The organism is Rathayibacter sp. KR2-224 (assembly GCF_049446075.1).
Taxonomy (GTDB): domain Bacteria; phylum Actinomycetota; class Actinomycetes; order Actinomycetales; family Microbacteriaceae; genus Humibacter.
In genome coordinates, this window is the sequence record NZ_JBMSEB010000001.1 from 1,269,889 (window position 1) to 1,296,120 (window position 26,232).

The window sequence follows — 26,232 nt, forward strand, 5'->3', positions numbered from 1 at the left end:
CACGTTAGATGCCGCTGACGGCAACCGCTCAGAGCACCTCGAGCCCGTGCGGCCGCACGTTCAGCGGCTCGACGCCGTCATCGGTGACCACGACGATGTCTTCGATGCGCGCACCCCATTCCCCTGGGAAGTAGACGCCCGGTTCGACGCTGAATGCCATTCCGGGCTCCAGCAGGAGTTCGTTGCCCGCGACGATGTACGGCTCCTCGTGCACGGAAAGCCCGATCCCGTGCCCCGTTCGGTGAATGAACCGGTCGGCGATGCCGGCATCCTGCAGTACTGCGCGTGCGGCGGCATCCACGCTCTCGGCCGTCGCGCCGGGGCGCACGGCGTCGACGGCAGCCTGCTGGGCGCGCTCGAGGGCTGAGTAGGCATCCCGGATGCCCGCAGTAACCTCGCCCGTTGCATACGTTCGCGTGCTGTCGGAGTTGTAGCCCGATTCCACCGGCCCGCCGATGTCGACGACCACGGTCTCGCCCTCGCCGATCACGCGGTCGGACACCTCGTGGTGCGGGTCGGCTCCGTTCGGCCCCGACCCGACGATCACGAAGTCGGCGGCCGCATGGCCCTCCGCGACGATGGCCGCGGCGATGTCGGCAGCCACCTCACGCTCGGTGCGTCCCGGCAGCAGCCACTCCCCCATGCGGGCGTGCACGCGGTCGATGGCCGCGCCAGCCTCGCGCAATGCCGCGAGCTCGATGGCGTCCTTGACCATGCGCAGTCGCCGCAGGACGGGTGTCGCGAGCTCGGGCGAGGCATCCGCGACGACTCCCAACGGCACGGTGTGGAGAGCCGGGGTCGCCTCGCTTACCCCGAGACGCCGCACCACGCCGAGGCCGCGCAGAGCGAGGGCGTACGGATCCTCGCCGTCGACCCATTCGCGCACCTCGAGGTCTAGCTCGGACAGGGCAGACGCGCGCAGCCCGGCCAACTCCATGCGCGGTGCGACGACGTAAGGCTCTTCGTGCGCCGGCACGACGAGCGCCGTGAGCCGCTCGAACGTGCTCGCGCGTGAGCCGACGAGGTACTGCAGATCGGACCCTGGCGTGACGATCACGGCATCGAGCCCCGCCTCGGCGACGAGCGCTGAGGCACGGCCCAGCCGTGATGCGTAGACGGAAGCGGCGAATCGTTGCTCGGCCATGATTCGAGCCTAGGGCGCGGCCGTTGCCCGCGTCGCTCGACCGCCCTCAAAGCGGATGGATCACGCCCACGTCGATCGAGAATGCCCCGCCGCTCGAGAACGCCCCCGTCGATCGAGCACATTCAGGCGAGCGCGATGACCACGACGGAGGCCGCCGACAGCACCAGGCCTACGCGTTGCGGCCAGTTCCATCGCTCGCGCAGCAACAACCGCGCGAGAAGCACGGTCACCGCCGGGTACATCGAGGTCAGGACGGCGATGATGACGAGCTCGCCGAATCCCGTGGCGGCGAGATAGCTGAACGCGGCGAGTCCGCCGAGCAGCCCCGCGACGACGGGCAGGCGCAGCGCCGGCAGCAGCGGGATGCCGCGCGCAGACATCCCTCCTGAGCGAGCGGTCGCGAAGACGAACGGCACGATTCCAAGGCACGCCACCAGTTGGCCGGTCGCGACAGGCCACACACCCGAGGACCCGCCCGCCCGCTCCAACGCGATGAACAGCAGCGCGAACGACGCGCCGGCGAGCGCGCCGTAGATCGCGCCGCCCGACCGCGCCCCGCTCGAGCCGAGCGTTCGCGCGCCAGTCCACGACACCAGCGCGACGGCGAGCACCGCGGCGATCACCCCGCCGAGTCCGACCCACGTCAGACGGTTGCCGATCGCGACGCCGACGACGGCGGGGATGACGACGGTGAGCACACCAGACACGGTGGCGACGATGCTCATCGACCCGACGGCGAAGCCCTGATAGAGCGCCAGTGTGCCAAGCGCACTGCCGACGCCGCTGAGGGCGCCCCAGAACAGCACTTGCGGTCCAGGCGTGTCGCCGTGAACGAACACGAGAACGAGCAGCGCGAACACCAGCTCGGTGAGGAGCGTCGCAGCGGTGACGAGCATCACCGGCATACGACGACTGGCTATGCCGGCGACGAAGTCGGACGCGCCATATGCCAGGGCCGCGATCAGACCGAGTACGGCGCCCACCGGATCTCCTTGCGCATGTGCCTACGCTACGCAACGGGCGGGCGTCCTGAGGAGTGGTCTCGGGCATCCAGACACTCGCCGGGCGGACGTGAAGACCCTCACAGGCGCCGACGACGACGCGCTGGCGCGCCGTTCCGCCGGTTCCAGCGGGGAACGACGGCGGCGCCTCACGCCTGGTCCGTCACCAGCCGTCGTCACGACTCGAGACATGCAGGATGCCGTTACCCGCGGTGCCTAACCTCCGTAGACATGGGGGTGCTCACCATCGCATCGGTATCGGACGATCGGGGCAGGGCGGAACGGATGCGCGCCTGGATCGCCGGCGCCCGTGCGTCTCGCCTCTGGCTGTGGCTCGCGTTCGCGTTCGTGCACGTCGTGTTGGCCGCGATGGTGCTGTCGTTCCGCGGCTACTACCTCGGCGACGTCCGCAGCGTCTACCTTCCGTGGGCGCACCATGCGTTCACGGGCCACCCGCTCGTCGGCATCGACCTACCGTGGGTCTACCCCATTGCGGCGCTCGTGCCCCTGCTTGCACCCATGCTGTTCGGGGTGCACGGCTACGGCATTGCCTGGGTGGCCATGGTGACGGCTCTCGACGCCGCCGCGATCGCGGTGCTGACGAGGCGGAACATCCGACGCCGCTGGACGGCCGCATGGTGGTGGCTGGCGTTCATGTTGCTGCTCGGGCCCATCGCGCTGGTGCGTCTGGACAGCGTCTCTGTGCCCATCGCGATCATCGCGCTGGTGTGGCTGAGCACGAGGCCGCGCGTCGCGGTCGCACTGCTCACGATCGCCACCTGGATCAAGGTGTGGCCCGTCGCCCTCCTGACGTCGCTGCTTCTGGATGCGCGGCACCGGCTCCGCACCGTCGCGATCGCCCTGATCACCAGTTGCGCCATCGTCATCGTGCCGTTGTCGCTCGGTGCCGGGCGCTACCTGTTCAGCTTCATCGGAACGCAGGACGCGCGGGGCCTCCAGATCGAATCGCCCGTTGCGACCGGATGGCTGTGGCTGGCGGCTCTGCACGTGCGTCCGTCGCATGTCTTCTACAGCCGAGCGCTCAAGACGTACGAGGTGGCCGGGCCAGGAAGCGCGATAGCTGTGCAGCTCATGACACCCCTGCTCGTCATCGCCCTGGTCACCGTGTTCGCGCTCGGCCTGCTGGCCGCCATGCGGCACGACGACAAGGCGCTGCCCGCGCTCATGCTCGCGATGGTGATCGCGCTCATGCTGTTCGACAAGGTGCTCTCGCCGCAGTACATCACGTGGCTTGCCGCACCCGTCGTCTACGGCCTCGTACGTCAGCCCAGACGGTTCCGATTCCCCGCACTCGTCGCCCTCGGCGTCGCAGCGCTCACTCAGGCGTTCTACCCGTGGATCTACCCGCTCGTCATCCAGGGAGCCCCCATCGCTCTGACACTTCTCGCAGCACGCAACCTCGCGCTGTGCGTGCTGTTCGCATGGGCGATCGTGCGGCTGTGGCGCGGACGCGTGCGCGTCAAGGATGCCTCTGCGCAGCGCCCCTCCGTCGGCGCCGTGCAATCCGCCTCGGCGTCCTGATCCGACCAAGCGGCCGGCCGCGCCGGCTCAATCGCTTGGCAGCCCCGCCGACAGCTCAGCGAAGACAGCGTCGGCCGTGTCTCTGGTCGCAAGACGGCTGGCCTGCCCAAGCCACAGCGACTGCAGTTCGCCGTTGCCCTGCTGCCCTGCGGCAGCGCGGAACCGCCCGGTGAGCCAGTTCTGGGCGGGGAACGGCGCGATGGCATCCGCCGCCTCGATCGTGCTCACCGCACGATTCCTGGCGCCGCGGGCAAGCCTGGCGCTCATCGCCCTCGTCAACACGGATGCGTGCGCCGGCGTCTCTTCCATCGCCGCACGATGCGCGTCGCTCGCCGCGGACTCCCTCGTGCGAAGGAAGGATGTTCCCACCTGCACGCCCTCGGCTCCCAGCGCGAATGCCGCAGCAACTCCTCGCCGGTCCGCGATGCCGCCGGCGGCGATCACCGGAAGGTCGACGACGTCCCGCACCTGCGGAATCAGCGCGAACAGTCCCACCAGCGAACGCTCCGCGGCATCGAGGAACGACACCTTGTGTCCCGCGGCCTCGGCGCCCGTCGCGACCACGGCATCGACGCCACCCGTTTGAAGCGCAGCTGCCTCATCCACCGTGGTGGCCGAGCCGATCACGGCGATGCCGCGCTCATGCGCCGCCTCGACCACGTCTTCGGAGGGAACGCCGAACACGAAGCTCAGGGCGGCGGGGCGCGCATCGAGTGCGGCCTGCAACTGTTCCTGGAAGGGCGGCAGATAGCTTTCGGGCCGGGCGGGAAGCTCGAGCCCGACCTCCTCGAACAGCGGCCTCATCGCCTCGGCGGCACGCGCGAACTCCTCGGCCTCCGGCTCGCGTTCGGTGCCTGTTGGCAGCCAGAGGTTCAACGCGAACGGGCGCTCGGTCGCCTCACATAACTCGTCGGCCGTGCGCCGGATGCGATCAGCGTCGTATCCGTAGAGCCCGTACGAACCCAGGCCGCCGAGCTCGCTCACGCGCGCCGTGAGTTCGACGGACGACATGCCGCCGAACGGCGCAAGCACGATGGGCTGCTCGATGCCGAGCAGACGGGTCAACCGATTCATGGCACTCTCCTCCTCCGGTACCAGCAAGCTACTTCGCCCGCCGCCGAGCTGCGGCCGGGCCGAGCTACTCGCGCTGGTCGCTCTCGTATCGAGCGAGCCACCGCTCGTTCATCGGGAAGAGCCCGTCGATGCTCTCACCCTCGGCGACGCGGTCGGCGATCCACGCATCCCGCTTCTCTTGTTCGGCAGCCTGCGCCGCCACCTCCTGCGCGAGCTGCCGCGGAACCACGATCACGCCGTCCCCGTCGCCCACGATCACGTCACCAGGGCGCACCGCCGCTCCCCCGCACGTGACGACGACATCCGATTCCCACGGCACGTGCCTGCGCCCGAGCACCGATGGGTGTGCACCGACGGCGAAGGTGGGGATGTCGAACGACGATACTTGCTCGGCGTCGCGCACGCCGCCGTCGGTGACGATGCCCGCGGCGCCGCGCGTCTGCGCCCTCAGCGCGAGCACGTCGCCCACCGTTCCGGTTCCGCGTTCGCCTCGCGCCTCGATGACGATCACCTCGCCGGCTTCGACCGTGTCGAACACGCGCTTCTGCGCGTTGTAGCCCCCGCCGTGCTCGGCGAAGAGATCGGGCCGGAAGGCGATGAACCGCAGCGTGCGCGCCACGCCGACCAGGTGAACGCCCGACCGCAGCGGGCGCGCGCCCTCGATGAAGACATCCGGGTATCCGCGGGCGCGCAGCACAGCACTCAGCGTGGCCGTGGCCACCCCGTCGAGCGTCGCACGCAACTCGGCAGGCAGAGGCTCGACGCCCGCCGGACGATCACGCTCTGGAGGAGTTTGGGCGATCATCGCTCCTCGGCTCCCGGCAGCGGCTCAACGCAGAACCGGTCGGCGAGCGCCTCCGATCCACGCGCCAGCATCGTGACGTCGGCGGCGACCAACACGAAGCGCGCACCGGCATCCAGGTAGTGCTGCGCCATGTCGAGGTCGAACGCGTTGACGCCGACCGGACGCCCGGTGTGCGATCCGACGGCGATGACGTGCTCGACAGCGGAGACGATGTCAGCGTGCGTCTGCTGGCCGAGCAGGCCCATCGAAGCGGAGAGGTCGGCCGGGCCGACGAACAGTGCGTCGACACCCTCGACGGCGGCGATCGACTCCACGTTCTCCACGGCCGACACCGACTCGATCTGCACGGTCAGCGAGACGTGCTCTGGCGCGTGAGCCAGATAGCGGTCGACCCGGTTCCACCGAGCGCTCCTGGCAAGGGAGCTGCCCACGCCGCGCACCCCACGGGGCGGGTAGTGCATGGCGCGCACGACTTGCTCCGCCTGCACCGCCGTGTCGACCATCGGCACGATGAGGTTCTGCGCGCCCAGGTCGAGGTACTGCTTGATGAGCACGGTGTCGCCGAACGGAACGCGTACGAGTGGCGTCACCGGGTAGGCGGCGACCGCCTGAAGCTGCAGCTGGATGCTCGCGAGCGAGTTCGCGGAGTGCTCGCCGTCGATCAGCAGCAGGTCGAGACCGCTGCCCGCCGCTATCTCCGCGATGAGCGGGCTCGCCGAGACCACCCACATGCCCGCCAGCGGCCGCTCGGCCTGAGCGAGCACCTGCGGCAGCGTCGGCGGAAGCGTCATTCGAACCGGCACGTCACCTCTCCCATCCCCCGGTAGACCGCCCGCACCTCGTCGCCGCGGTGCACCCACATTGGCCTGGTGAAGGACCCCGCGAGCACGAGCTCGCCTGCGGCCAGGCCGCCTCCGTGCCGCGCCAGCTTGCCGGCCAGCCACGCGACCCCGCGGGCCGGATGCCCGAGCACGCCTGCGGCGACGCCCGTCTCCTCGACCTCGCCGTTGCGCTCCAGCAGCGCGGCCACCCACGGCAGGTCCACCTCTGCGGGAGTCATGTGCACGTCGCCCACGACCATGGCGCCGAGGGCCGCGTTGTCCGCGATGGTGTCGACGATGGTGCGGCCCTCGAGCTCCAGGTGCGAGTTGAGGATCTCCAAGGCGGGCACGACGTAGTCGGTGGCGTCGAGAACGTCGTCGATGGAGCATCCTTCGCCGCTCAGCGGTTTGCTGAGGGCGAAGGCGAGTTCGACTTCGATGCGCACGTTGGAGAAGGCGTCGAACTCGACGGTGCAGCCGGACGGGAAGACCTGATCGTCGAAGATGACGCCGTAGTCGGGCTCGGTGATGCCCGTAGCGGCCTGCATGGCTTTGGAGGTGAGCCCGATCTTGTGACCGGCGACCTGGTGTCCCGCCTCGATGCGGCGCTTGGCCCACATGCTCTGCACGGCATATGAATCGTCGACCGTCATGCCCGGATCACGTACGGTCAGTCGCGGCAGGATGCTCCTCGCCCGGTGGGCGGCGAACAGCTCGTCGGCGATCGCCGCGTGCCGCTCGGGCTCCATCACAGTCGTACATCCTCGTCTTCCGCGTGCTCAATATCGTATACGATCCAGGGTTCGAGCTCGATGGCCCACAGCTCGCACGCGGCGGAAGCGCCGCAGGCGCTAGCAAGCCACGGGGGCCGCCCGTCGTCGTTCGACGGTGCGGCCGGGGCCGATCTCCACCGACTCGCCGCTTGGAAAGACCATCCGGCCCCTCGTGCGCGGCGGAAGCAGCACGTCGAGCTCCAACTCGTCGCCCTCCAGCCGCCATGACGCCTCGACGCGGCCGCGCTGCGAGTCGTAGTGCCCACGAGCGAAGCGGAGTCCGCCGCCCATGGCCGGCTGCATCACGACGTGCCGCCACGCGACGTCGTCCTCCGTCTGCCGCAGGCCGAGTACGTGCGTGTGGAGAAACCTGACGACAGCGCCCTTGCTGTAGTGGTTGAGCGAGTCGTGGGCCCTACCGTCGTCGGTTACGCCGTCCCAGTCCTCCCAGATCGTCGTCGCACCCCGATCGAGCATGCCTAGCCACGATGGAGACGTGCGCTGCAGGAGAACCGAATAGGCGACATCCGCGTGTCCCGTGTCGACGAGCACGGGCAGCAGGTCGGCAGTGGACAGGAACCCGGTCGCGAGGTGGTCCCCCGCCAGGTGGATGAGCTCGATGAGCCGCTCCGCCGCCGCGGCCCGCAGCGTGACCGGAACGAGTCCGAACGCCAGCGCCCGAACGTACGCTGCTTGCGTGTCGGCCCGGGTGCGCCCGCGCTCGTCGAGGAACTCACGCTGCCATGCATCCTTGATTCGTGAGGCGAGCTCGTCGTAGCGTGCCGCGTCAGCATCGCGACCCAGCAGCGCAGCTATGCGGCCGAGCCGCCCCGTGGACTGATAGAGGTATGCGGTCGCCACCTCGCTTTTGTCGGCGGTGAACCATCCGACCGGGTCCGCCTGCACGGGATTGACGGGCGCTCCGTCGGCCGCGCGCGGGGCCGGTTCCAGCCACTCGCCCCAGTGGAACGAGGCATCCCAGATGTACTGCTCATGGGCTGCCGGCTCCGGCGAGCGCTGGACACGAGACGGATGCCGTTGGGTGCGTGCCACGGACAGGGCCCATTCGACCCAGCGGCGCATGGCATCCCAGTTCTCCGCGAGCACGGAGCTGTCGCCGTAGACCGTCCACATCGTCCACGGCACCGAGACGATGGCGTCGCCCCAGCCCGCCGAGCCCGTCATCATCGCTATGCGCGAATCGAGGTGGTGTCTCACGCGGCGGCCATCCGGAGAGAAATTCGCGATGCGGCCGTCGTCGAGCTGATCGTCGCGCACGGACTGCAGCCATTTGCGGCTGAAGCCGAGCACGTCGTAGAGCCGGGCGGCCGTCGGCGCGAAGACCTGATAGTCGCCCGTCCAGCCCAGCCGCTCCCTGGTGGGGCAGTCTGTAGGCACGTCGACCGCGTTGCCACGGAAGCTCCAGTCGGCCACCTCGAGCAGCCGGTTCAGGTCGGGGTCGCTGCACTCGAACGAGCTCGTCGCGCGCAGGTCGGTGTGCACGACGCGCATGACGATGGCGTCGGCGTCCAGCCGGAGCGGGCCGTCGATGCGCCGCAGCCTGGCGTAGCGGAAGCCGTGCACCGTATGCCGCGGCTCGAAACGCTCCCCCACCCGGCCAGAGGAGACCACCTCGTCACGCTGCATGAAAGGCACAGGCGCCTTGCCGGGCTCTACAGCGTCGAGGTGCGAGAGGTCGAGGTCACCGCCAGGGCGGAGGTGCTCTCCGTAGTCGATCACCGTGCGCGAGCCGCGGGGACCGAGCTGCGTGAGCGAGATCCATCCGGACGCGTTCTGCCCGAAGTCGACGATGACCGTGCCGTCGTCGTGTTGCGTGACCGACTCGGCGGTGCGCGTCTCCACGACCCGCACGGGAGGCGCGGGCGACCAGCCGATGGACGGGAACGGGCCGTCAGCGTGCTCCGCCGCAAGCGCCTCCCCATCGCCAACCGTGAAGTCGGTCGTCTGACCGTCCATCAGGTCGGCGCGGACGATCGCGCTCGGCCGCGACTCCCATCCGTCGCCCGTTCGAACGACGCAGCTGCTTCCGTCTGCGGTCTCGAGGTGAAGCTCAGCACGCACCGCCAGGCGGTCACCCCAGTCTGCTGGAGCGCGAAATGCTCCCACCTGCCCGCGATACCAGCCGTCTGACACGACCAGCTCGAGGCGGTTCGCTCCCATCACGAGAAGCGATCCGACGTCGTGGGCCTGCGCGTAGACGGTGCGGTCGTAGGAGGTCGACCCGGGTGCAAGCTCGGTGGTTCCGACCCGCGTCCCGTTGACGAACGCCTCGTACACGCCGAGCGCCGTCGCGTACAGACGACCGCGTACGACCGCTGCGTCGAGCCGGAACACCGTCGAGAGCACGTGTGCCGGCCGGTGCCCGGGCTGCGCCGGCTCTTCGACCGGCGAGATCCAGTCCGCACTCCAGTCATCGTTCAGAAGGCCCACCTCGAAGGAATGCCACGGCGACCACTCGCCCCCGACTACACGCACCCGCCAGCGCACGCTGCTACGACTGGGCAGCCGGCCCCACGGCCAGGCGACGAAGCACGAGGTCGCTGCCTTGACCGCATGCTGCCGCAGACCGTCGACCTCCGACTCCAGCTCGAACTCGTCCGCTTCGACTTGTGAGCTCCAGGAGAGCCGCGGCGAGGCATCCGTGACGGGGAACCCGTCCCCGCCGGCATCGATTGTCAGTAGATGGGGCGCTGTGCTCGGCATGGGCACGCTCCTAACGCGTCGTCGTCGACTCACGAAAATAGTATTGCGTATCTAAATTCATGTTAGTGTCGCCACACCCGGATTCCTTTCGGCCGACCGAGTCCTTCGGCGCGGCCAGACGACTCGAGGATGTGCGATGACGAGCTTTCCCGACGGCTTTCTCTGGGGTGCTGCCACCGCGCCGCACCAGATCGAGGGCAACAATCTGGGCAGCGACTGGTGGGCGCAGGAGCAGGTCACGCCTGGCATGGAGCTCTCGGGCGACGCATGCGACAGCTACCACCGTTACCGGGAAGACATCGACCTGCTCGCCGACGCCGGGTTGACCTCCTACCGCTTCGGCATCGAGTGGGCGCGCATCGAACCGATACCCGGCCGCTTCTCGAACGCGGAGCTGGCGCACTATCGGCGAATGATCGAGGCCTGTCTCGAGCGTGGCCTAACGCCCGTCGTCACGCTGCAGCACTTCACCACACCGCTGTGGTTCGCACAGGCCGGGGGCTGGATGGCCCCGGACGCCGGTGATGCGTTCGTGCGGTTCGTGACGAAGGCGTGCAGCATTCTCGGCGGAGTCGAGTGGGTCGCCACGATGAACGAGCCGAACATGCAGGCCGCCATCATCACGGCGATGCGGCGCATGCAGGCGCAGCAGGGCGACCGTTGGCAGAGCCCGACGGTGGATGCCGTCGGCGACTCGAACGTGAGCGACCAGGACCGCGAGCAACGGGCTCGCAACGAGTTCCTCGCCTACGCCGATCCCGCCATCGGAGCCGTGCTCGTCGACATCCATCACGGCGCTCGAGACGCCGTGCGTGCGAACAGCGACGCGAAGGTGGGCTGGACGATCGCGGCCGGTGCCCTGACGGCCGCACCGGGCGGCGAGAAGAAGCTGGAAGAGATCCGGTACGGCAAAGAGGATCTGTTCTGGGAGGGCGCGAGAGACGACGACTGGGTCGGCGTGCAGTGCTACACGAGCCAACAGGTTGACGAGCACGGACTCGTGCCGCATCCGCAACGCCCGGACAACACCCTCGTCGGCACGGCGTTCCGGCCAGACTCGCTCGGCATGGCCGTGCGCCATGCCGCCGAGGTGACCGGGGGCGTGCCGATCCTGGTCACCGAGAACGGCATCGCCACGGCCGACGACGAGCAGCGGATCCGCTATACGCACGAGGCGCTCCGCGGGCTGCACGACGCGATGGCCGACGGCATCGACGTGCGCGGGTACCTGCACTGGAGCCTGCTCGACAACTTCGAGTGGGGTCACTGGGAGCCGACGTTCGGACTCGTGGCCGTGGATCGCGAGACATTCGTACGCTCACCGAAGCCGAGCCTGAACTGGCTGGGCGCGGTCGCCACGCGCAACGCCCTGAACTGACGAACCGCCCTGGGAGGGTCCATGCTGAAACCGAAGCCCACTCCGACCCGCGAACTGGTCAATCTGGACGGCGTCTGGCTGTTCGGCATCGACACCCAGGTAGGGGAATCGCCCTGGCGGGATCGGCTCTCGACACGGCTCGAGGCGGCGGTGCCCGCCAGCTACAACGATCTGTTCACCGACCCTGAGATAAGAGACCACGTCGGTTGGGTCTACTACCAGCGGCCGGTGCGCGTTCCCCGCGGCTGGTCAGGCGAACGGGTCTTCCTACGTTTCGACGCCGCGACTCACGCGGCACGCGTCTACGTCGACGACGTCTTCGTCGGTGAACATGTCGGCGGATACACACCCTTCGACATCGACGTCACCGACCACGTGCGCCCTGGCGACGAGTTCCGGCTCACGGTCGCGGTGAGCGGAGAGCTGAGCAACGAGACCATTCCCCCCGGAAAGATCGAGGTGGGACTCGACGGGCGCCGCAGGCAGACGTACTTCCACGACTTCTACAACTACGCAGGTCTGGCGCGCTCGGTATGGCTGCACAGCCGACCCAGGCTGAGCATCGACGACATCGTCGTCGTGACCGACCGCGACGGCACGACCGGTGTCGTCGACTACCGCGTCGACGCGCCAGAGGGCCTCGACGTGCGAGTGCGGCTCACGGATGCCTCGGGCGGGCCGGTTGCGCGATCCGACGGTCGTTCGGGAAGGATGCTCGTTCCGGACGCCGTGCTGTGGCAGCCTGGCGCCGCCTACCTCTACGAACTCGCGGTCGAGCTGGTGGACCCGGCGATCACCGAGGGCACACAGGTGACCGACAGTTACTCGCTGGCCGTGGGCATCCGCACCGTCGAAGTGCGCGGCCACGAGTTCCTCATCAACGGGGAAGCGTTCTACTTCACTGGCTTCGGCAAGCACGAGGACTCTCCAGTGCGCGGCAAGGGGCACGACGACGCCTACCTCGTGCACGACTTCCAGCTGCTGGAATGGACGGGCGCGAACTCGTTCCGCACCTCGCACTACCCCTACGCCGAAGAGGTGCTGGAATTCGCCGACCGGCACGGCATCGTCGTGATCGACGAGACCGCAGCGGTCGGCCTGAACATGGGCGTGGTCGGGGGCATGACGGGCACACCGCCCTTCCCCACCTTCTCCGAACAGTACGCAGGTGCGCACACGCAGGCGGCCCACGCGCAGCACCTGCGCGAGCTGATCGAGCGAGACCGCAATCATCCGTCCGTGGTGATGTGGTGCATCGCGAACGAGCCAGCATCGAACGAGGAGGGCGCGCGCGAGTACTTCCAGCCGCTCGTCACGCTCGCCAGGCAGCTGGACCCCACTCGCCCGCTCACCTATGCCGTCGTGATGTTCGCTACGTATCAGAACGACCGGATCGTGGACCTGTTCGACGTCGTCAGTCTGAACAGGTACTACGGGTGGTACATCGCCACAGGCGATCTCGCCACGGCCGAGCGCTACCTGCATGGCGACATCGCCGGGTGGATCGAGCGCACGGGCAAGCCGATCATGATGACCGAGTATGGCGCCGACACCCAGCCTGGCGTCCACTCGGTCTGGGATGCCGCGTGGACCGAGGAGTACCAGACCGCGTACCTCGAGATGAACCACCGCGTCTTCGACCGCTTTCCGCAGTTCGTCGGCGAGCAAGTCTGGAACTTCGCCGACTTCGCCACAGGCAACGGCATCCACCGCGTCGAGGGCAACAAGAAGGGCGTCTTCACGCGCGACCGCAAGCCGAAGGCTGCTGCCCACTATCTGCGCGGGCGCTGGCTCGGTCTTCAGGGCCGCAAGCCCGGTGCCGGCGAGCACGACTGAGGTCGGCATCCCCTACTGCAGGATGCCGACCTCAGGCGACGCTTCTACCGAACGCTCTTGACGGGAAGCACCAGCAGCCCTCCTGCCAGAGCCAGCACGGCGGCGGCGATGTAGACGAACTGATACTGGCCACCTGCGAGCAAGACCAGGAGGCCGGCGACCACGGGCGCGATGGCCTTCGGAATCTCGTTGGCAAGGGCGTTGATGGCCAGGAATCGCCCAGGCGTGATGCGGTCGGGCAGCACGTCGAGCGCGAGCGCCTGATCGACCGCGCCGAAGATTCCGGTGCCAAGCGCGAACACGAGGCCGCCGATGATGTACTGCACCGGAGAGGCAGTTGTCGCGATGATGACAAGCCCGGCTGCGAGTACGAAACCGGCGATCACCACGAGCAGACGGCGCCTGCGGATCTTGTCGGAGAGGAACCCGCTGCCCAGTGCCCCGACCATGGTCATCAGGATGCCGATTCCACCGGAGGCCGCGATGAGCCCGGCGACCGCGGCCTGGCTGAGGTGCAGTCGCTCGCCCAGGAAGTAGACGGTATAGATCGACGTGAGGTAGAGCGCGACGAACGTGGCGGCTTTGCTGATCCACACCCATCCGAAGTCGGGATGCCTGCGCGGGTTGAAGACCATGCGTGCGAAGATCCCGCCGATGCTCACCCGCTCGAAGGATGCGCCTCGCGTCGATGGGTCTTTCATGCGGACGATGAACGCGATGCTGCCGAGCAGTGCGAGAGCGCCGGGCACGAAGAACAACATGAACGGCATGTGCACGAGGGCTCCGGAGAGCAGGATGCCCGCGATCGGACCGATCTGCACGATGGCGCCGTTGATGCCTGAGACCTTGCCTCGCTGGTTCTCGGGGAGCGAGTCGCCGAAGTGGATGATCACCATCGACGACGCTGCGGTGAGCCCCAGGTATCCGATCGTCCACCCGACGATGACCAGCGGGATCCCAGGGGCCACGCCGATCACCGTCAGCCCGATGAGGCCGGCGATCAGCCCACCGATCATCCACGGCCGTCGTCTGCCCAGTCTGGATCGCGTGCGGTCGCTGAGGATGCCCACGATCGGGTTGACCAGGATGATCGCGATGGCCGGAATCGTCAGCACGAGCGCGAGCATCGTGTTCTTGTCGGCAGGAGCCATGGCCTGCACACGAACCGCGAGCGAGTAGGTGCTGGGCGCGAGCTGCGCGATCGACATGACGAACTGCGCAAGGAACAGCAGTGCGAGATAGCCGGTACCCCAGCGAGCAACGGGTGGGAGATCAAGCGACGGTCCGGATGTCCGGCGTGCTCCCGCCACCGCCTCGGCGGCCCGCTCGTTGGCCGTCGCTAGGTCACCTGGGACTGATGCTGTCTGATCGGGTTCGGATGACGACATCGAAAAACTCCATTGTTTTGGGTGATGAACGACACGAGAACAGGCGCCGTTGTGCACACACTATACGTGAATCTCGAATCGCAACACTATTTTCATCGCGGCGACTATCGTGGCAGCGTGAGCAAGTCAGGCGGCAGGGGGCCGTACGCGAAGACTGCAGCCACTCGGCAGCGCATCCTCGAGGCCTGTATCGAGGCGTTCGCCGAAAGCGGGTTCCACGGCTCCACGATGAAAGACATCGCGAGCCGGGCAGGCATCAGCTACACCGGGCTGCTCCATCACTTCGCGAAGAAGGAAGACCTCCTCAGCGCGGTTCTCGACCTGCGGGCCGAGCGCGACCAGGAGTTCCTCGCCTCGATCGACGCACTCGACTGGGAGTCGAATCCCGTCGGAGTCTTCAGCGGGATGCTCGCGGTCATCCGCAACAACGAGCGGCGTCCCGGACTTCTCGAGTTGCACACCGTGGTCTCGGGTGAGGCGGCATCGCCGGAGCATCCGGCACACACCCACTACATCCAGCACTACCGCAACGTGCGCGAGTTCCACCGTCTGGCGTTCCAGTCACTGGCCGACCGTGGACTCCTGCGGCCAGGCGCGTCGCCTGCGGACCTCGCGACGCAGACCATCGGGCTGCTCAACGGCCTCCAGGCGCAGTGGCTGTTCGATCGCGAGGCGGTGAGCATGGAGCGGGCGTTCCACGAGTTCCTGACCACGGTCATCCCCGACTTCGACGAGCTCGTCGCGCACGCGCAGGAGCGCACAGCACGCACTGCTTGATCAGGGCCCGGTCAAGCCGCGGATTTCGTTGTCTCGTCAAAATAGTGTCCTGATTCTATTTTGGTGCTACCGTCGCAGCACGCCCGCCGTTCCCGTACGGCGGGCACCGCAACGGAGAGAAGGGGCGAGAGCAACCCATGAAGATCGCCACCGACGAGTTCGGCGTCGTCGAGAGCCTGGATGTCCCGGTGCCGCAGGGCCTACGGGTCGTGAGCGCCACCTACACGATCTCGGGTCGGGTATTCGTGTTCTATCGCTCGGACGACGATCCGGAGGTTCAGGACTGGTTCAATGCCGCCGTCATGGACGACGACGGCGGGCGGTTCACCACCGTCTTCTCCGGCCGCATCCCGGAGCATCCGACGGCCAACGGCATCAGGCATATGCCGTTCGCAGACAACTCGCGAGTGCTGCTCGGCGACTACGTTTTGGAGTGCTCCCCCAGCATCGACGACTGCTCGAGCGCGGAACTCGTCCAGGTCGACTACCCGTGGAACCTCACCGACGATCCGCTCACCTCCCACCACTGGTCCGAGATCATCGTGTCGCACGACGATCACATCGCCTGGACGGCGTTGCGCAGGGACCTGACCGCCGTCGTGGCGATCGGTCTACTCAGGCGCACCGCCGACCGTTACGTCATCGACGATCCGGCCATCATCAGCAGCACCGACCTTCTGACGCCGGAAGCCGCCAGGCCCGGATACTTCACCACCTCGCCCATGCGCGGTGGTGAGGTCAAGCAGTTCGTGCACGGCGGCACGGCCATCTCGGCCGTGGGCGATGGCGGTGGCGCACTCACGGACTCGGTGGTGCAAGACCTCGTCACCGGCAGCGTCACCCGCATCACCAGAACGCCCGGATACGACGAGACGACCATCTTCTCGCCCGACGAGAGACTCGGCATGGTGATGACCTCGCGCGCATCGCGGGGCACGAACCCGGCCTTCCTCGGCCTGCTTCCTCGTCCCCACGCCAATCTCGTGGGCATGACGCTGGCCTGGACGCTCTACGTCTACAGCGTCGATGGCGTGCGCCAGTTCCGGCAGGGGAACATCGGCCCCGCCCTCATCGACATCGAGCGTTCCATGACGGATCCGGGGTACGTGGGAGTCGCGCTCAACGATCCCGAGGGCTCATGGGTGTACTGCTCGCCCATGTCGTGGCATCCGGACGGACGCCGTTCGATGTGGATGGAAACCCTCCGCGGGAGCCGCGGTGATGGCGGCGAGCCAGCCATGCGCATCCGGATCGCGAAGCTCCACGACGTCGTGCCGGGCGAACCCGTGGCCGCGCAGACGACACCTGCAGCCGTGCCGTACGGCGTCACGGGCGCCGCCGCCGAGGAGTTGCTGAAGCGCGCCGCCTCACCCGTACCCACGGGCCGCATCGCAGGGACGCATTCCGGGCACCTGGAGTTCGAGCGTGAGGCCGGCGGCCCTGGCACGCCGACCTCGGCCGTGGTGCGATACGTCGACTACAGCGACGACGGCTTGCGGTTCTACAGCGGCGTCGAACGCGCGGTCAGTTCCTTGACCATGGGCACTGAGTACGAGGCCGATGTTCAGCTCACGGGCGAAGAGCACGGTGAGATGCGCGTCAAGGCCTGCTGGTCGGGCGTGCAGGACGGCGCACGGCTGCGGTTCGACCTCGGTGACGACGGCAAGCCCCGAAGCCGCGGTTACGTGCGCTACGGCGAAAACCTGCTGTCGATCGATGAGCTCGTGGAATAGGGCCGCCGCAACGCTATGACGTAACCTTGTGACAAAGTTCGGCCTTTGTCGCAGGGAGCACGGATGCCCGAGACCATCACCCGGCAGACGACCCTGCCCTCCGAGCTGTTCATCGACATCGACCGCTCAGGTCCGATCCCGATGTACTTCCAGGTGGCGACGAAGATCGAGCAGGCGATCGTAGACGGCGTGCTTCCGCCGGGAGCCAGGCTCGAGAACGAGATAGCGCTGGGTGAGAGGCTCGGACTGTCCCGCCCGACGGTGCGCCGGGCCATCCAGGAGCTGGTCGGTAAGGGCCTCCTCGTGCGCAGGCGGGGCATCGGCACCCAGGTGGTGCAACGACCGCTCACGCGCAAGGTGGAACTGACGAGCCTGTACGACGATCTCGAGCTCGGGAGCAAGCATCCGAGCACGACGTTGCTCTCGCGTGAGGTGATCGAGGCAGACGACCACATCGCCGAGGTGCTCTCCGTTCCGAAGGGATCGCCCGTGCTGCACGTGCGACGGGTGCGGTCGTCCGACGGTGTGCCGCTGGCGGTTCTGGAGAACTTCCTCCCTGAGGAGTTCACGGGCATCTCCGACGAGGACCTGCGCTCGCGCGGCCTCTACCAGCTCATGCGTGCAAAGGGCACGATGCTCAGCGTCGCGCAGCAGACGATCGGGGCTCGGACGGCGACACGCGAGGAGAGCGATCTCCTCGACATCAAGGACCACGGCCCCGTGCTCACCATGGACCGCACCGCCTACAACAACAACGGCAAGGCTGTCGAGTACGGCCACCACTGCTACCGTCCCGACCTCTACGCGTTCGAGATCACTCTCGTCAACAAGTGAGCCGCGTCGACCTGGTCGACATGCGGCGAGCCGGGCGGCCTGCCGAGCAGACGACCCGGCTCGCGGCGATCAGCGCGCGGCGTCTGCGGCGCCGGCCTTCTTCTCCGGCAGGTAGATGGCACCCGTCGTGACGTCTTCCTCGAGTTCCTCGAGCGTGCGTCCACGCGTCTCGGGCACCTGCGTGTAGACGAAGATGAGGGACAGGATGCCGAGGGCGGCGAAGATGAAGAACGACCCCGTGATTCCCACCGCATCGATGAGCGACGGGAAGTAGAGCCCGAGGAACGCGTTCGCGATCCAGAGCATGAAGACGGAAACACCCATTCCGAACGCACGCATCTTCAGCGGGAAGATCTCGGAGAGCGTCACCCAGACGGCAACGTTGAGGAACGTCTGCATCGAGCCGACGAACGCAACGACCAGGAACAGGATGACGAACGGGCGCAGCGGGTTTCCTGGCGGAAGCATGAGGGACGCGAGCCCGATGAGGATGTGGCAGAGCGCGGTCAGCGAGAAGCCGATGAGGAACGTCTTGCGTCTGCTGAACCGGTCCATCATCTGGAGGGCGATGATCGCGCCGATGACGGCGATGATGCCGGGGCCGAGGTTTGCGATGAGCGCCGCCGACTTGGAGAAGCCGGACTCGATCAGCACGCTCTGCCCGTAGTACATGATCGAATTGATCCCGGTGAACTGCTGAGCGACGCCCAGCCCGATGCCGATGAGCAAGATGCGGATCAGCCACTTGTTCTTCAGGATGCTGCGCCAATCCATGGCGATCTGCTCGCGCTCCTCGCGCACGACGGCCGTGATGTCCTCGAGCTCCGGCTCCGCGCGCTCGACGGGACGCAGCGATTTGAGGATCTCCAGCGCTTCGTCGATGCGGCCCTTCTCCGCCAGCCAGCGGGGTGACTCCGGCACACGGAGCATCCCGATGAACAATGCAGCGGCCGGAACGACCTCGAAGGCGAGCATGACGCGCCAGATCCATCCGATGTCGCCCCAGATGGTGCCGATGATGGCGTTGATCACGAGAGCGGCGAGCTGGCCGATCACGATCATCATCTCGTTGCGGCCGGCGAGTGAGCCACGGATCTCGTACGGCGCGAGCTCGGCCAGGAACACCGGCACGACGGTCGATGCGGCGCCCACCGCGAGGCCGAGGATCACGCGCCCGACGACCATGAACGTCAGGTCGGGAGTGAACACACAGAACAACGCACCGATGAAGAACAGCACCGCCAGCACAATGATGGTCTTGCGTCGGCCCCAGGCATCCGAGATGCGGCCGCCGGTCACCGCTCCGACCGCGGCACCGAAGAGCAGTGAACTGGTCACGACGCCCTCGGTGAACGGGGTCAGGCCGAGTTCTGCCTTCATCGGGTTGAGCGCACCGTTGATGACGCTCGTGTCGTAGCCGAACAGCAGACCGCCGAACGTGGCGATCAGCGCGACCATGCCGAGGCGCTTGCGGTATGGGCCTGGCGTCAAGGTCGGGAGCGTGCGTGTTGGCCTGCCGCTCTCGGTCGAGGAATGAGACATCGCGACTCCTTCGTCGTGTGGGTGTCGTCGAGCCGCACGGGGTCGAGAGGCTCGGCGGCCGTCGAGGGCCGCTGACCGCACCCGGCTTACACGGTCCTTATGTTCTGTCAATCCGACAAATACTATTATTTCCCAATATGACCTGACATACTGTCAAAGCGGGCCCGCGTGGCCGCTCAAGTACCCACGACCGCTCGAGGAGGACCGGTTGAGTGTGACCGACATCGGCGTCGCCGTCATCGGCGCCGGCATGGCAGGCAAGGCGCACGCCGCCGCCTACCGTGCAGCACCCACCCTGTATCGCGCTGCGCTGCCACCAGTGCGGCTCGTTTCGATCGCCGACGCATACGAACCGCTCGCCGCAGAGGCTTCCGCACGGTTCGGGTTCGAACGACACGACACGTCGTGGCAGGCGATCGCCGCTGCAGACGACATCCAGGTCGTGAGCGTCGTCGTGGCGAACTCGCTGCACCGCGAGATCGTCGAGGGCCTCCTCGCCGCGGGCAAGCACGTTCTGTGCGAGAAGCCACTTTCCGACAGCATCGAAGACGCCCAGGCCATGGTCGCTGTCGCGGATGCCGCCCCGACGCTAGCGCGCATCGGGCTCACGTTCCTGCGGCAGCCGGGCTTCGCCTTCGTGAACGAACTCGTGCGATCCGGACGGCTCGGCCGGGCTGTGCACGTCAACGCCTACTACTGGACCGACTACGGATGCGACCCCGATGCGCCGATCAGCTGGCGTTACAAGGGCCCGTCCGGATCTGGCGCTCTTGCTGATGTCGGCAGCCACCTCAGCTACCTCGCCGAGTTCGCGGCCGATAGCCGCATCGAGGCCGTGCGCGGAGGAACGCTGAACACCGTCATCCGATCCCGGCCTAAGCCGCTCGGTGCGGTCGTGGGTCATGAGCGCGCCGCCGTGAGCGACGAGCGCGAGGCGGTGGAGAACGACGACATCGCTGCTTTCTCCGCCAGATTGGCAAGCGGCGCAACGGCGACCCTGCAGGTGTCGCGGGTCTCGGCCGGACACCCGAACACGCTCGGCATCGAGGTATTCGGCGAGAACGGGTCCGCGTCGTTCGACTTCCGCCACCCCGGCGAGGTGCGCGTGTTCCTCTCCGATGACACTGCCGATGCCGGCGTCAACGGTTACCGCACCGTGGTGCTCGGCCCTGAGCATCCGTACTGGCGCGGCGGGCTTGCCATGGATGCCCCCGGGGTCGGCATCGGCCAGAACGACGGGTTCGTCTTCCAAGCACGCGCCTTCCTCGAGGAGGTGGCGGGCATCCCCGAGTCGGAGTCACTCCCCCGCAACGCCGGGTTCGCCGAGGGCCTGCACAACATGCGGCTGCTCGCCGCTGTTGCGGAGTCGGCGCTCTACGGGGGACGGGAAGTGGAGATCGCTCGACGATGAGGCTTGGACTCTACGACGCGATCCTGCACGACCGCACGCTGCCGGAGGCCATCGAGGCCATCGAGGTCGTCGCCGGTGTCGGTCTCACGGGCATCGAGCTGAACACGGGTGGGTTCCTCCCTCCGGTCCACGTGCCGAACATCGACGACATCCTGGTGAGCGATGCCGCCCGCGACGACTTCCTCGCCCAGTTCGAAGGCACGGGAGTCTCGATCGCGGGGCTCAACTGCAACGGCAACCCGCTGCATCCGAATCCGGTCATCGGCCCCAAGCATGCAGAAGACGTGCGCAGGTCGATCCGCCTCGCCGAGCGGCTCGGCCAGCACAGGGTGGTGACCATGTCGGGCTTGCCAGGCGGTGAGCCGGGCGCCATGAGGACGAACTGGATCGTCAACGCCTGGAACTCGGCCGCCCTCGAGGTGCTCGACTACCAATGGGAGATCGTGGCGGGCTTCTGGCGCGACATCGACCGGCTGGCACGGGACCACGACGTGAAGGTGGCGCTCGAGCTGCACCCGCAGAACGTGGTCTTCAACTGCGCCAGCGTGCACAAGCTCATCGATCTCACCGGCGCAACGAACATCGGCGTCGAACTGGATGCCTCGCACCTGTTCTGGCAGCAGATGGACCCCGTCGCCGTCGTGCGGCACCTCGGCTCCCTGGTGTTCCACGCGGCCGCGAAGGACGTGCGTATCAACCGGGCGACTGTGGCGCTGAACGGCGTGCTCGACAACGGCTTCAGGCGTCTTTCGTCCGAGGAGCCGCGCACGAACCTGGGCGGTGACGAGTGGGCGAATGAGTGGCCGAGGCCGTCATCGTGGGATTTCGTCGCCCTTGGAAAGGGACACGACGTCGGCTACTGGACCGAGTTCCTTCGCGCGCTCCACGAGGTCGACCCGGAGATGCACGTCAACATCGAGCACGAGGATGTCGAACTCGGCCGGGTCGAGGGGGTTGAGGCGGCAGCGAGCGTGCTCATGGCAGCGGACGCCGCGCTCGAGGCGTCGCTCGCCCGCTGACAACCGGTCACCGCTGTGACGCTTGAGAGTCGTGGCCGTTCAGCGCTGTGACGGTTCAGAGTCGTGGCCGTTCGGCGCCGTGGCCGTTCAGGGCCGCAGTTGCCGGCGCAGTGGCCATTAAAGTTGTGGCCGCCTCACCGTTCGGGTCGGGAGGCGGCCTCACTCGAAGGGGGATTTCGAGTTCTGTACGGGGTGGGGAACCCCGCCTGCGTCTATGTTCCCGCGCGAACCTCAGGTAAGAGAGCGTGCCGTGCTCAAGGCCGGCTCAGGGTTGCCGACGGCGCCACCCCCATGCTTGGGGCATGCTCTTGCGCGGCGCATCCCCACCATGCGTTCGGTTGCGCCTGTGATGCTCAGACGGCCATCCACTGCCGGGTGTGCCCTGACCGCTCCGCGGCATCGACGACCGCCGCCGCCGTGCGCCCCTCGGCGACCGAGGGACCGTGCTGCACGCCCTCGGCGATCGAGCGCAGGAACGCTGCGGCTTCGACGGTCTTGAGGTCGTCGAACCCCATTCCGGTTCCGCCGCCAGGCTGAAACCGCGCAAAGTCGCCGTCTCCCGGCTGTGCGTAGAGCGTGGTGTAGCCGTAGTCGCGGTCGCCGCGCGCGGCCACCTGCAGTTCGTTCATGCGCTGGAAGTCCCAGCGGAGCGAACCCTCCGTCCCGTACACGTCGATGACGTATTCCGCCCGAGGCCCGACGGCCACCCGGCTCGACTCGAACACGCCGAGCGCGCCGTTCTCGAACCTGGCAAGCACCGCTGCATAGTCCTCGTTCTCCACCGCCGCCGGTGCGCCAGTTGCGGTTGCCGTGTGACCGATCGCGGTGCCGGTCACCGTCGGCCGCTGCGCGATGAAGGTGTCCTGCACCGCCGACACCTCGGCGATGGAGCCGACCAGATGGGAAGCGAGGTCGAAGCCGTGGGAGAGCAGGTCGCCGTACACGCCGGAACCCGCCCGATCGCGGATGAAGCGCCAGGTCAGGGCATCCTCCGGCTCCGACGAATAGTCGGCGAGGAACGAGACTCGCACGTTGGTGATCCGGCCGAGTCGTCCCGACTCGATGAGGCGGCGGGCCTTGGCCACCGCGGGCGGGTTGCGGTAGCTGAAGCCCACCGCGGTCACCAGGCCTGCTTCCGCCACGGCGCGAGCTATGTCGTCGCTCTCGGCGAGGCCACGACCCATGGGCTTCTCGATCCAGAACGGCTTGCCCGCCGCTGCTGCGGCGAGCGCGACCTCGCGGTGCAGATGGTTGGGTGCACAGATCGAGACGGCCTGCACGGCCGGGTCGTCGATCACCTCGCGATAATCGGACACTGCTCGCTCGAAGCCGAGCAGGTCGACGGCATCCGCTCGGTTCGCCTCCACCACGTCGGCGGCCACGACGAGCCGGGGACGAACAGGCAGCTCCGGGTAGTGCTCGCGCACGTTGCGGTAGGCACGCGAGTGCGCGCGGCCCATCCAGCCGACGCTGACGAGTCCGATGCCGAGCTCGCGGGCCGTCATCGAGCTGCTCCGGCAATGAGCTCCCCGATGCGCTCGAGCTGGTAGCGAGACGTCTCGTCGGCGCTCTCGTCCTCGGCGAATACGTTCGAGCAGATGATCGCGTCGTCGCGTTCGAAGAACCCGGATGCCCGCAGCGCGCCGAACAGCTCGGTCCAGTCCACGTCGCCGTCGCCGATCCTCAGGTGCTGGTGCACGCGAGCGGCGTTCCCCGGCGGGTTCGTGATGTATCGCAGCCCGTGCGAGCGGCGGTGGTCGAAGGTGTCGGCCGTGTAGACCGCGCCGAGTCGTTCCCCGAGCTCGGGGATGAGCGTGGTCGCTCGGTCGCCGTAGTGGAAGGTGTGGCTGGCGACGTAGACCTGGCCCACTGCATCCGAATCCAGGCCGCGGATGATGCGCCAGGCCTCGAGGGCATCCTCGACGAAGTCGTCGGGATGCGGGTCGATGTTCACGCGCACACCGGATGCCTCGATCAGCGGCAACAGCTCTTCCATCGAGCGATAGAACCCGGCCTCAGACTCCTCCGCACGTTCCGGCCTGCCGGAGAACTCGGTGTTGATCGCCTCGACCTCGAGCTCCTGAGCGATCTCGATGATCCGTTTCCAGTTGCGCACGGCCGCCTCCCGCGGAAGCTCGTCGGGCCACGACCAGCGCTGCACGGGAAGCAGCGACGAGATGCCCACGCCGGCATCCTTCGCGCGCTTCTTCACGGCGCGCAGGTACGCGGCATCGACTCGCGGGTGGGCGAAGAACGGGACGAAGTCGGGGTGCGGGGTGAGTTGGATCCACTCGTAACCGGCCGATGCCGCAACGTTGAAGAACTCGAGGAACGAGTGCGTCGAGTGGTACGGCGTGGGGTCGAGCGCGATCCTCACCATGGGGCTCCTCCTTGCACCGACCGGGCTATGCGTAAAACTCGGGCGTTTCGGGCAGGTTCAGCTCGACCGGCACCTCCGACTTCAGCGCCTTCACGCCTGCGGCGCAGGCGACCGCCACCTTGAATCCGTCCCACGCCGAGGGACCGGCGATGGTGCCCTGCCTCGCTGCATCGGCCCAGGCCTGCACCTCGACGTCGTACGCCTGCTTGAACCTCGTGGTGTAGCTCTGGTGCTCGGCGATGCCGAACCGCCCGTCCTGCCACAGCTGAAGGCCCTCCGGCTGCCCGATCCGTGCGACGCCGCGCTGGAACACGGCCTCGGTGGCCACCTGGTAGCCGAACTGCACGCTCACGTTCATCTCGACATCGACGAGCACGCCGTTGTCCAGTTGCATGAGCACGAGGATCGGTTCACGCAGCCGCTCGGGGCTCAGCGCGTTGCGCTTGCCGTAGTGGACCTCGACGGTACGGATGCTCGCACCCGCCAGCCACGGGACCACATCGAACTCGTGCACCACCGAGTCGGTGATGAGCATCTCCTGCGTGTAGCTGTCGGGCACCGACGGGTTGCGGTGCACGCCGCGCAGCATGAGCAGCTCGCCAGCGGTTCCCGAGGCGATGAGCTCCCGAAGCTGCCGGTACTGCACGTCGAACCGTCGCATGAAGCCCACCTGGATCAGGTGCTTGCCGGTCTTCTGCTCGGCCTCGACGATGCGCCACGACGACTCAGGGTCCTGCGTCAGCGGCTTCTCGCAGAGAATCGGGATGCCCGCCTCGAGCGCGGGCAGCAGCACCGGCTCGTGGAACTGGCCGGGCGTGGCGATGAGCACGGCGTCCATCGCATCCGCCGTCAGGGCATCCTCGATGTGCTGGTAGACCGCTGCTCCTTCGCGGCCGCCGTCCGTGGTCACGGCCGCTGCCGCCTGCGCGCGCCCGGCGTCCGGCTCGATGATGGCCGACACGGTCGTTCCGGTGATGGCGTTCGTCAGCCGGCGCACGTGGTCGGCGCCCATTATTCCGGCGCCGACGACACCGACGCGCAGGTCGCTGCTGGTGGTCATGCTGGTCTCTCTCTTGTGGGTGGAGGTGTAGGTCAGCGCACGCGCGTGAGCGGCGTGCAGCCGAAGATGTGCTCTCGTGTGCGGGTGGCTATGCCGAGCGGCTTCTCGATGTCGACGCCCGGCATGTCCTGCTCGACGATGGCGAAGATGTTCTCGTCGATGGCGCTGACCGCCTCGATGATGGGTGCGAAGTCGGGGATGCCCGCGGGTGGCTCGACCATGATGTCGATCGCGGAGTCGGCGAACGGCACATCGTTCTTCAGCACGTCGAAGCGCAGCTCCTGGTCGATCTGCTTGAGGTGCAGGTATCCGATGCGGTCGGGATGCTCCCTGATCAGCCGCACGCTGTCGCCGCCGTAATAGGCGTAGTGCCCGGTGTCGAGGCAGAGGTTGAGGTATCGCGGATCGGTGAGCTGGAGCAGCTTCTCGACCTCGCCGCGTGTGCCGATGTGGCTGTCGGCGTGCGAGTGGAACTGCTGGTGCACTCCGTACTCCTCCAGCAGCGCTTTGCCGAGCCGGTCGTGTCCGGCGGCGAGCTTCTGCCACTGCTCGTCGCTGAGCGTGCGGGGCTCGAGGGTCTCGCCCGTGGCATCCGAGCGCCACAGGTCGGGGATGACGACGATGTGCTCGGCGCCGAGCGCATGTGCGAGCCCGGCGACCTTGACCGCCTGTTCCCAGGCGCGCTGCCACTGCTCCTCGCCTTTGTGGAAGCCCGTGAAGACGGTGCCGGCCGAGAGTTCGAGATCGCGCTTGCCGAGTTCGTCCTGCAGCTGGTGCGGGTCGGTCGGCAGGTATCCGTACGGCCCGAGCTCGATCCAGTGATAGCCCGCCGCCTGCGCCTCGTCGAGGAACCGCTGCCAGGGCGTCTGCCGCGGGTCGTCGGGGAACCACACACCCCAGGAGTCGGGAGCCGTGCCGATGCGCAGGCCTCGTGTTCCGGTAGGCACCGCTGCGGTATCCGTCATGTCCGTCCTTCTTGTTCCGTGATTC

Annotated in this window: 20 protein-coding genes and 1 pseudogene; 8 read left to right on the forward strand and 13 right to left on the reverse strand. The window is 67.6% G+C overall.

Annotated features, from left to right (window positions below):
* Positions 1-28 precede the first annotated feature (28 nt).
* A complete protein-coding gene (locus ACO2Q7_RS05885; RefSeq protein ID WP_423354679.1) occupies positions 29-1,144 on the reverse strand; it encodes a M24 family metallopeptidase in 1,116 nt (371 codons plus the stop codon).
* A gap of 122 nt (positions 1,145-1,266) precedes the next feature.
* Positions 1,267-2,127, reverse strand: a complete 861-nt coding sequence (locus ACO2Q7_RS05890; protein ID WP_423354680.1) for an EamA family transporter — start codon at positions 2,125-2,127, stop codon at positions 1,267-1,269.
* Between the two features lie 249 nt (positions 2,128-2,376).
* Here ACO2Q7_RS05890 and ACO2Q7_RS05895 point away from each other — a divergent pair, with 249 nt between their 5' ends.
* On the forward strand, positions 2,377-3,687 hold the full coding sequence (locus ACO2Q7_RS05895) for a hypothetical protein (RefSeq protein ID WP_423354681.1): 1,311 nt from the start codon (positions 2,377-2,379) through the stop codon (positions 3,685-3,687).
* Positions 3,688-3,714: 27 nt separating this feature from the next.
* On the opposite strand, the gene ACO2Q7_RS05900 is transcribed toward ACO2Q7_RS05895, so the two are convergent.
* From ACO2Q7_RS05900 to ACO2Q7_RS05920, 5 genes and pseudogenes are all read right to left on the reverse strand, one after another.
* Positions 3,715-4,761 carry an NAD(P)H-dependent flavin oxidoreductase gene (locus tag ACO2Q7_RS05900; protein WP_423354682.1) on the reverse strand — a complete coding sequence of 349 codons (1,047 nt, stop codon included), beginning with the start codon at positions 4,759-4,761 and terminating at the stop codon, positions 3,715-3,717.
* A 64-nt stretch (positions 4,762-4,825) separates the two neighbouring features.
* A pseudogene (locus tag ACO2Q7_RS05905) lies at positions 4,826-5,533 on the reverse strand (hypothetical protein); the annotation flags it as partial.
* A gap of 29 nt (positions 5,534-5,562) precedes the next feature.
* Positions 5,563-6,357, reverse strand: a complete 795-nt coding sequence (locus ACO2Q7_RS05910) for an HpcH/HpaI aldolase family protein (protein WP_423354683.1) — start codon at positions 6,355-6,357, stop codon at positions 5,563-5,565.
* A complete protein-coding gene (locus ACO2Q7_RS05915; RefSeq protein WP_423354684.1) occupies positions 6,354-7,139 on the reverse strand; it encodes a 2-keto-4-pentenoate hydratase in 786 nt (261 codons plus the stop codon). The genes ACO2Q7_RS05910 and ACO2Q7_RS05915 overlap by 4 nt, the downstream gene beginning before the upstream one ends.
* 99 nt (positions 7,140-7,238) lie before the next feature.
* A complete protein-coding gene (locus ACO2Q7_RS05920) occupies positions 7,239-9,884 on the reverse strand; it encodes a family 78 glycoside hydrolase catalytic domain (protein ID WP_423354685.1) in 2,646 nt (881 codons plus the stop codon).
* 136 nt (positions 9,885-10,020) lie between these two features.
* On the opposite strand from ACO2Q7_RS05920, the gene ACO2Q7_RS05925 reads away from it, so the two are divergent.
* Together ACO2Q7_RS05925 and uidA are read left to right on the forward strand one after the other, a co-directional pair.
* The gene (locus ACO2Q7_RS05925) at positions 10,021-11,262 is read left to right on the forward strand and encodes a glycoside hydrolase family 1 protein (protein ID WP_423354686.1); all 1,242 of its coding nucleotides are present in this window, start codon (positions 10,021-10,023) and stop codon (positions 11,260-11,262) included.
* Positions 11,263-11,283: 21 nt separating this feature from the next.
* Complete coding sequence (gene uidA / locus ACO2Q7_RS05930; protein ID WP_423354687.1) at positions 11,284-13,098, forward strand: beta-glucuronidase; 1,815 nt, start codon at positions 11,284-11,286, stop codon at positions 13,096-13,098.
* Positions 13,099-13,142: 44 nt separating this feature from the next.
* Here the strand turns inward: uidA and ACO2Q7_RS05935 are convergent, their stop codons facing one another.
* Positions 13,143-14,486 carry an MFS transporter gene (locus ACO2Q7_RS05935; protein WP_423354688.1) on the reverse strand — a complete coding sequence of 448 codons (1,344 nt, stop codon included), beginning with the start codon at positions 14,484-14,486 and terminating at the stop codon, positions 13,143-13,145.
* A gap of 117 nt (positions 14,487-14,603) precedes the next feature.
* On the opposite strand from ACO2Q7_RS05935, the gene ACO2Q7_RS05940 reads away from it, so the two are divergent.
* The 3 genes from ACO2Q7_RS05940 to ACO2Q7_RS05950 all read left to right on the forward strand — a co-directional run bounded on the left by ACO2Q7_RS05940 (position 14,604) and on the right by ACO2Q7_RS05950 (position 17,830).
* Positions 14,604-15,263, forward strand: a complete 660-nt coding sequence (locus ACO2Q7_RS05940; RefSeq protein WP_423354689.1) for a TetR/AcrR family transcriptional regulator — start codon at positions 14,604-14,606, stop codon at positions 15,261-15,263.
* Positions 15,264-15,400: 137 nt separating this feature from the next.
* Positions 15,401-16,996: a hypothetical protein gene (locus ACO2Q7_RS05945; RefSeq protein WP_423354690.1), complete on the forward strand. Its 1,596-nt coding sequence runs from the start codon at positions 15,401-15,403 to the stop codon at positions 16,994-16,996.
* A gap of 63 nt (positions 16,997-17,059) precedes the next feature.
* Entirely contained in the window at positions 17,060-17,830 is a 771-nt protein-coding gene (locus tag ACO2Q7_RS05950; RefSeq protein ID WP_423354691.1) for a GntR family transcriptional regulator, read from the forward strand.
* A gap of 69 nt (positions 17,831-17,899) precedes the next feature.
* Here ACO2Q7_RS05950 and ACO2Q7_RS05955 read toward each other — a convergent pair whose 3' ends face one another.
* Complete coding sequence (locus tag ACO2Q7_RS05955) at positions 17,900-19,372, reverse strand: sugar porter family MFS transporter (RefSeq protein ID WP_423354692.1); 1,473 nt, start codon at positions 19,370-19,372, stop codon at positions 17,900-17,902.
* 208 nt (positions 19,373-19,580) lie between these two features.
* On the opposite strand from ACO2Q7_RS05955, the gene ACO2Q7_RS05960 reads away from it, so the two are divergent.
* Both ACO2Q7_RS05960 and ACO2Q7_RS05965 read left to right on the forward strand, forming a co-directional pair.
* Positions 19,581-20,783 carry a Gfo/Idh/MocA family protein gene (locus ACO2Q7_RS05960; protein WP_423354693.1) on the forward strand — a complete coding sequence of 401 codons (1,203 nt, stop codon included), beginning with the start codon at positions 19,581-19,583 and terminating at the stop codon, positions 20,781-20,783.
* Positions 20,780-21,802: a sugar phosphate isomerase/epimerase family protein gene (locus ACO2Q7_RS05965; protein ID WP_423354694.1), complete on the forward strand. Its 1,023-nt coding sequence runs from the start codon at positions 20,780-20,782 to the stop codon at positions 21,800-21,802. Before ACO2Q7_RS05960 ends, ACO2Q7_RS05965 begins: the two co-directional genes overlap by 4 nt.
* Before the next feature lie 353 nt (positions 21,803-22,155).
* On the opposite strand, the gene ACO2Q7_RS05970 is transcribed toward ACO2Q7_RS05965, so the two are convergent.
* The 4 genes from ACO2Q7_RS05970 to ACO2Q7_RS05985 are packed head-to-tail and all read right to left on the reverse strand — an operon-like array spanning position 22,156 to position 26,207.
* The gene (locus ACO2Q7_RS05970; protein ID WP_423354695.1) at positions 22,156-23,307 is read right to left on the reverse strand and encodes a Gfo/Idh/MocA family protein; all 1,152 of its coding nucleotides are present in this window, start codon (positions 23,305-23,307) and stop codon (positions 22,156-22,158) included.
* Complete coding sequence (locus tag ACO2Q7_RS05975) at positions 23,304-24,182, reverse strand: sugar phosphate isomerase/epimerase family protein (RefSeq protein ID WP_423354696.1); 879 nt, start codon at positions 24,180-24,182, stop codon at positions 23,304-23,306. The genes ACO2Q7_RS05970 and ACO2Q7_RS05975 overlap by 4 nt, the downstream gene beginning before the upstream one ends.
* Before the next feature lie 25 nt (positions 24,183-24,207).
* Positions 24,208-25,242, reverse strand: coding sequence for a Gfo/Idh/MocA family protein (locus ACO2Q7_RS05980; protein ID WP_423354697.1), 1,035 nt, complete (start codon positions 25,240-25,242; stop codon positions 24,208-24,210).
* 32 nt (positions 25,243-25,274) lie between these two features.
* The gene (locus ACO2Q7_RS05985; RefSeq protein WP_423354698.1) at positions 25,275-26,207 is read right to left on the reverse strand and encodes a sugar phosphate isomerase/epimerase family protein; all 933 of its coding nucleotides are present in this window, start codon (positions 26,205-26,207) and stop codon (positions 25,275-25,277) included.
* Positions 26,208-26,232 lie beyond the last annotated feature (25 nt).

What these genes read in the sequence shown, in the direction of transcription:
- ACO2Q7_RS05970 (WP_423354695.1), bottom strand. Translation starts at nt 23,307, where the DNA reads ATGACGGCCCGCGAGCTCGGCATCGGACTCGTCAGCGTCGGCTGGATG.
- ACO2Q7_RS05980 (WP_423354697.1), bottom strand. Translation starts at nt 25,242, where the DNA reads ATGACCACCAGCAGCGACCTGCGCGTCGGTGTCGTCGGCGCCGGAATA.
- ACO2Q7_RS05920 (WP_423354685.1), bottom strand. Translation starts at nt 9,884, where the DNA reads ATGCCGAGCACAGCGCCCCATCTACTGACAATCGATGCCGGCGGGGAC.
- ACO2Q7_RS05895 (WP_423354681.1), top strand. Translation starts at nt 2,377, where the DNA reads ATGGGGGTGCTCACCATCGCATCGGTATCGGACGATCGGGGCAGGGCG.
- uidA (WP_423354687.1), top strand. Translation starts at nt 11,284, where the DNA reads ATGCTGAAACCGAAGCCCACTCCGACCCGCGAACTGGTCAATCTGGAC.
- ACO2Q7_RS05900 (WP_423354682.1), bottom strand. Translation starts at nt 4,761, where the DNA reads ATGAATCGGTTGACCCGTCTGCTCGGCATCGAGCAGCCCATCGTGCTT.
- ACO2Q7_RS05975 (WP_423354696.1), bottom strand. Translation starts at nt 24,182, where the DNA reads ATGGTGAGGATCGCGCTCGACCCCACGCCGTACCACTCGACGCACTCG.
- ACO2Q7_RS05945 (WP_423354690.1), top strand. Translation starts at nt 15,401, where the DNA reads ATGAAGATCGCCACCGACGAGTTCGGCGTCGTCGAGAGCCTGGATGTC.
- ACO2Q7_RS05910 (WP_423354683.1), bottom strand. Translation starts at nt 6,357, where the DNA reads ATGACGCTTCCGCCGACGCTGCCGCAGGTGCTCGCTCAGGCCGAGCGG.
- ACO2Q7_RS05955 (WP_423354692.1), bottom strand. Translation starts at nt 19,372, where the DNA reads ATGTCTCATTCCTCGACCGAGAGCGGCAGGCCAACACGCACGCTCCCG.
- ACO2Q7_RS05965 (WP_423354694.1), top strand. Translation starts at nt 20,780, where the DNA reads ATGAGGCTTGGACTCTACGACGCGATCCTGCACGACCGCACGCTGCCG.
- ACO2Q7_RS05925 (WP_423354686.1), top strand. Translation starts at nt 10,021, where the DNA reads ATGACGAGCTTTCCCGACGGCTTTCTCTGGGGTGCTGCCACCGCGCCG.
- ACO2Q7_RS05985 (WP_423354698.1), bottom strand. Translation starts at nt 26,207, where the DNA reads ATGACGGATACCGCAGCGGTGCCTACCGGAACACGAGGCCTGCGCATC.
- ACO2Q7_RS05885 (WP_423354679.1), bottom strand. Translation starts at nt 1,144, where the DNA reads ATGGCCGAGCAACGATTCGCCGCTTCCGTCTACGCATCACGGCTGGGC.
- ACO2Q7_RS05950 (WP_423354691.1), top strand. Translation starts at nt 17,060, where the DNA reads ATGCCCGAGACCATCACCCGGCAGACGACCCTGCCCTCCGAGCTGTTC.
- ACO2Q7_RS05935 (WP_423354688.1), bottom strand. Translation starts at nt 14,486, where the DNA reads ATGTCGTCATCCGAACCCGATCAGACAGCATCAGTCCCAGGTGACCTA.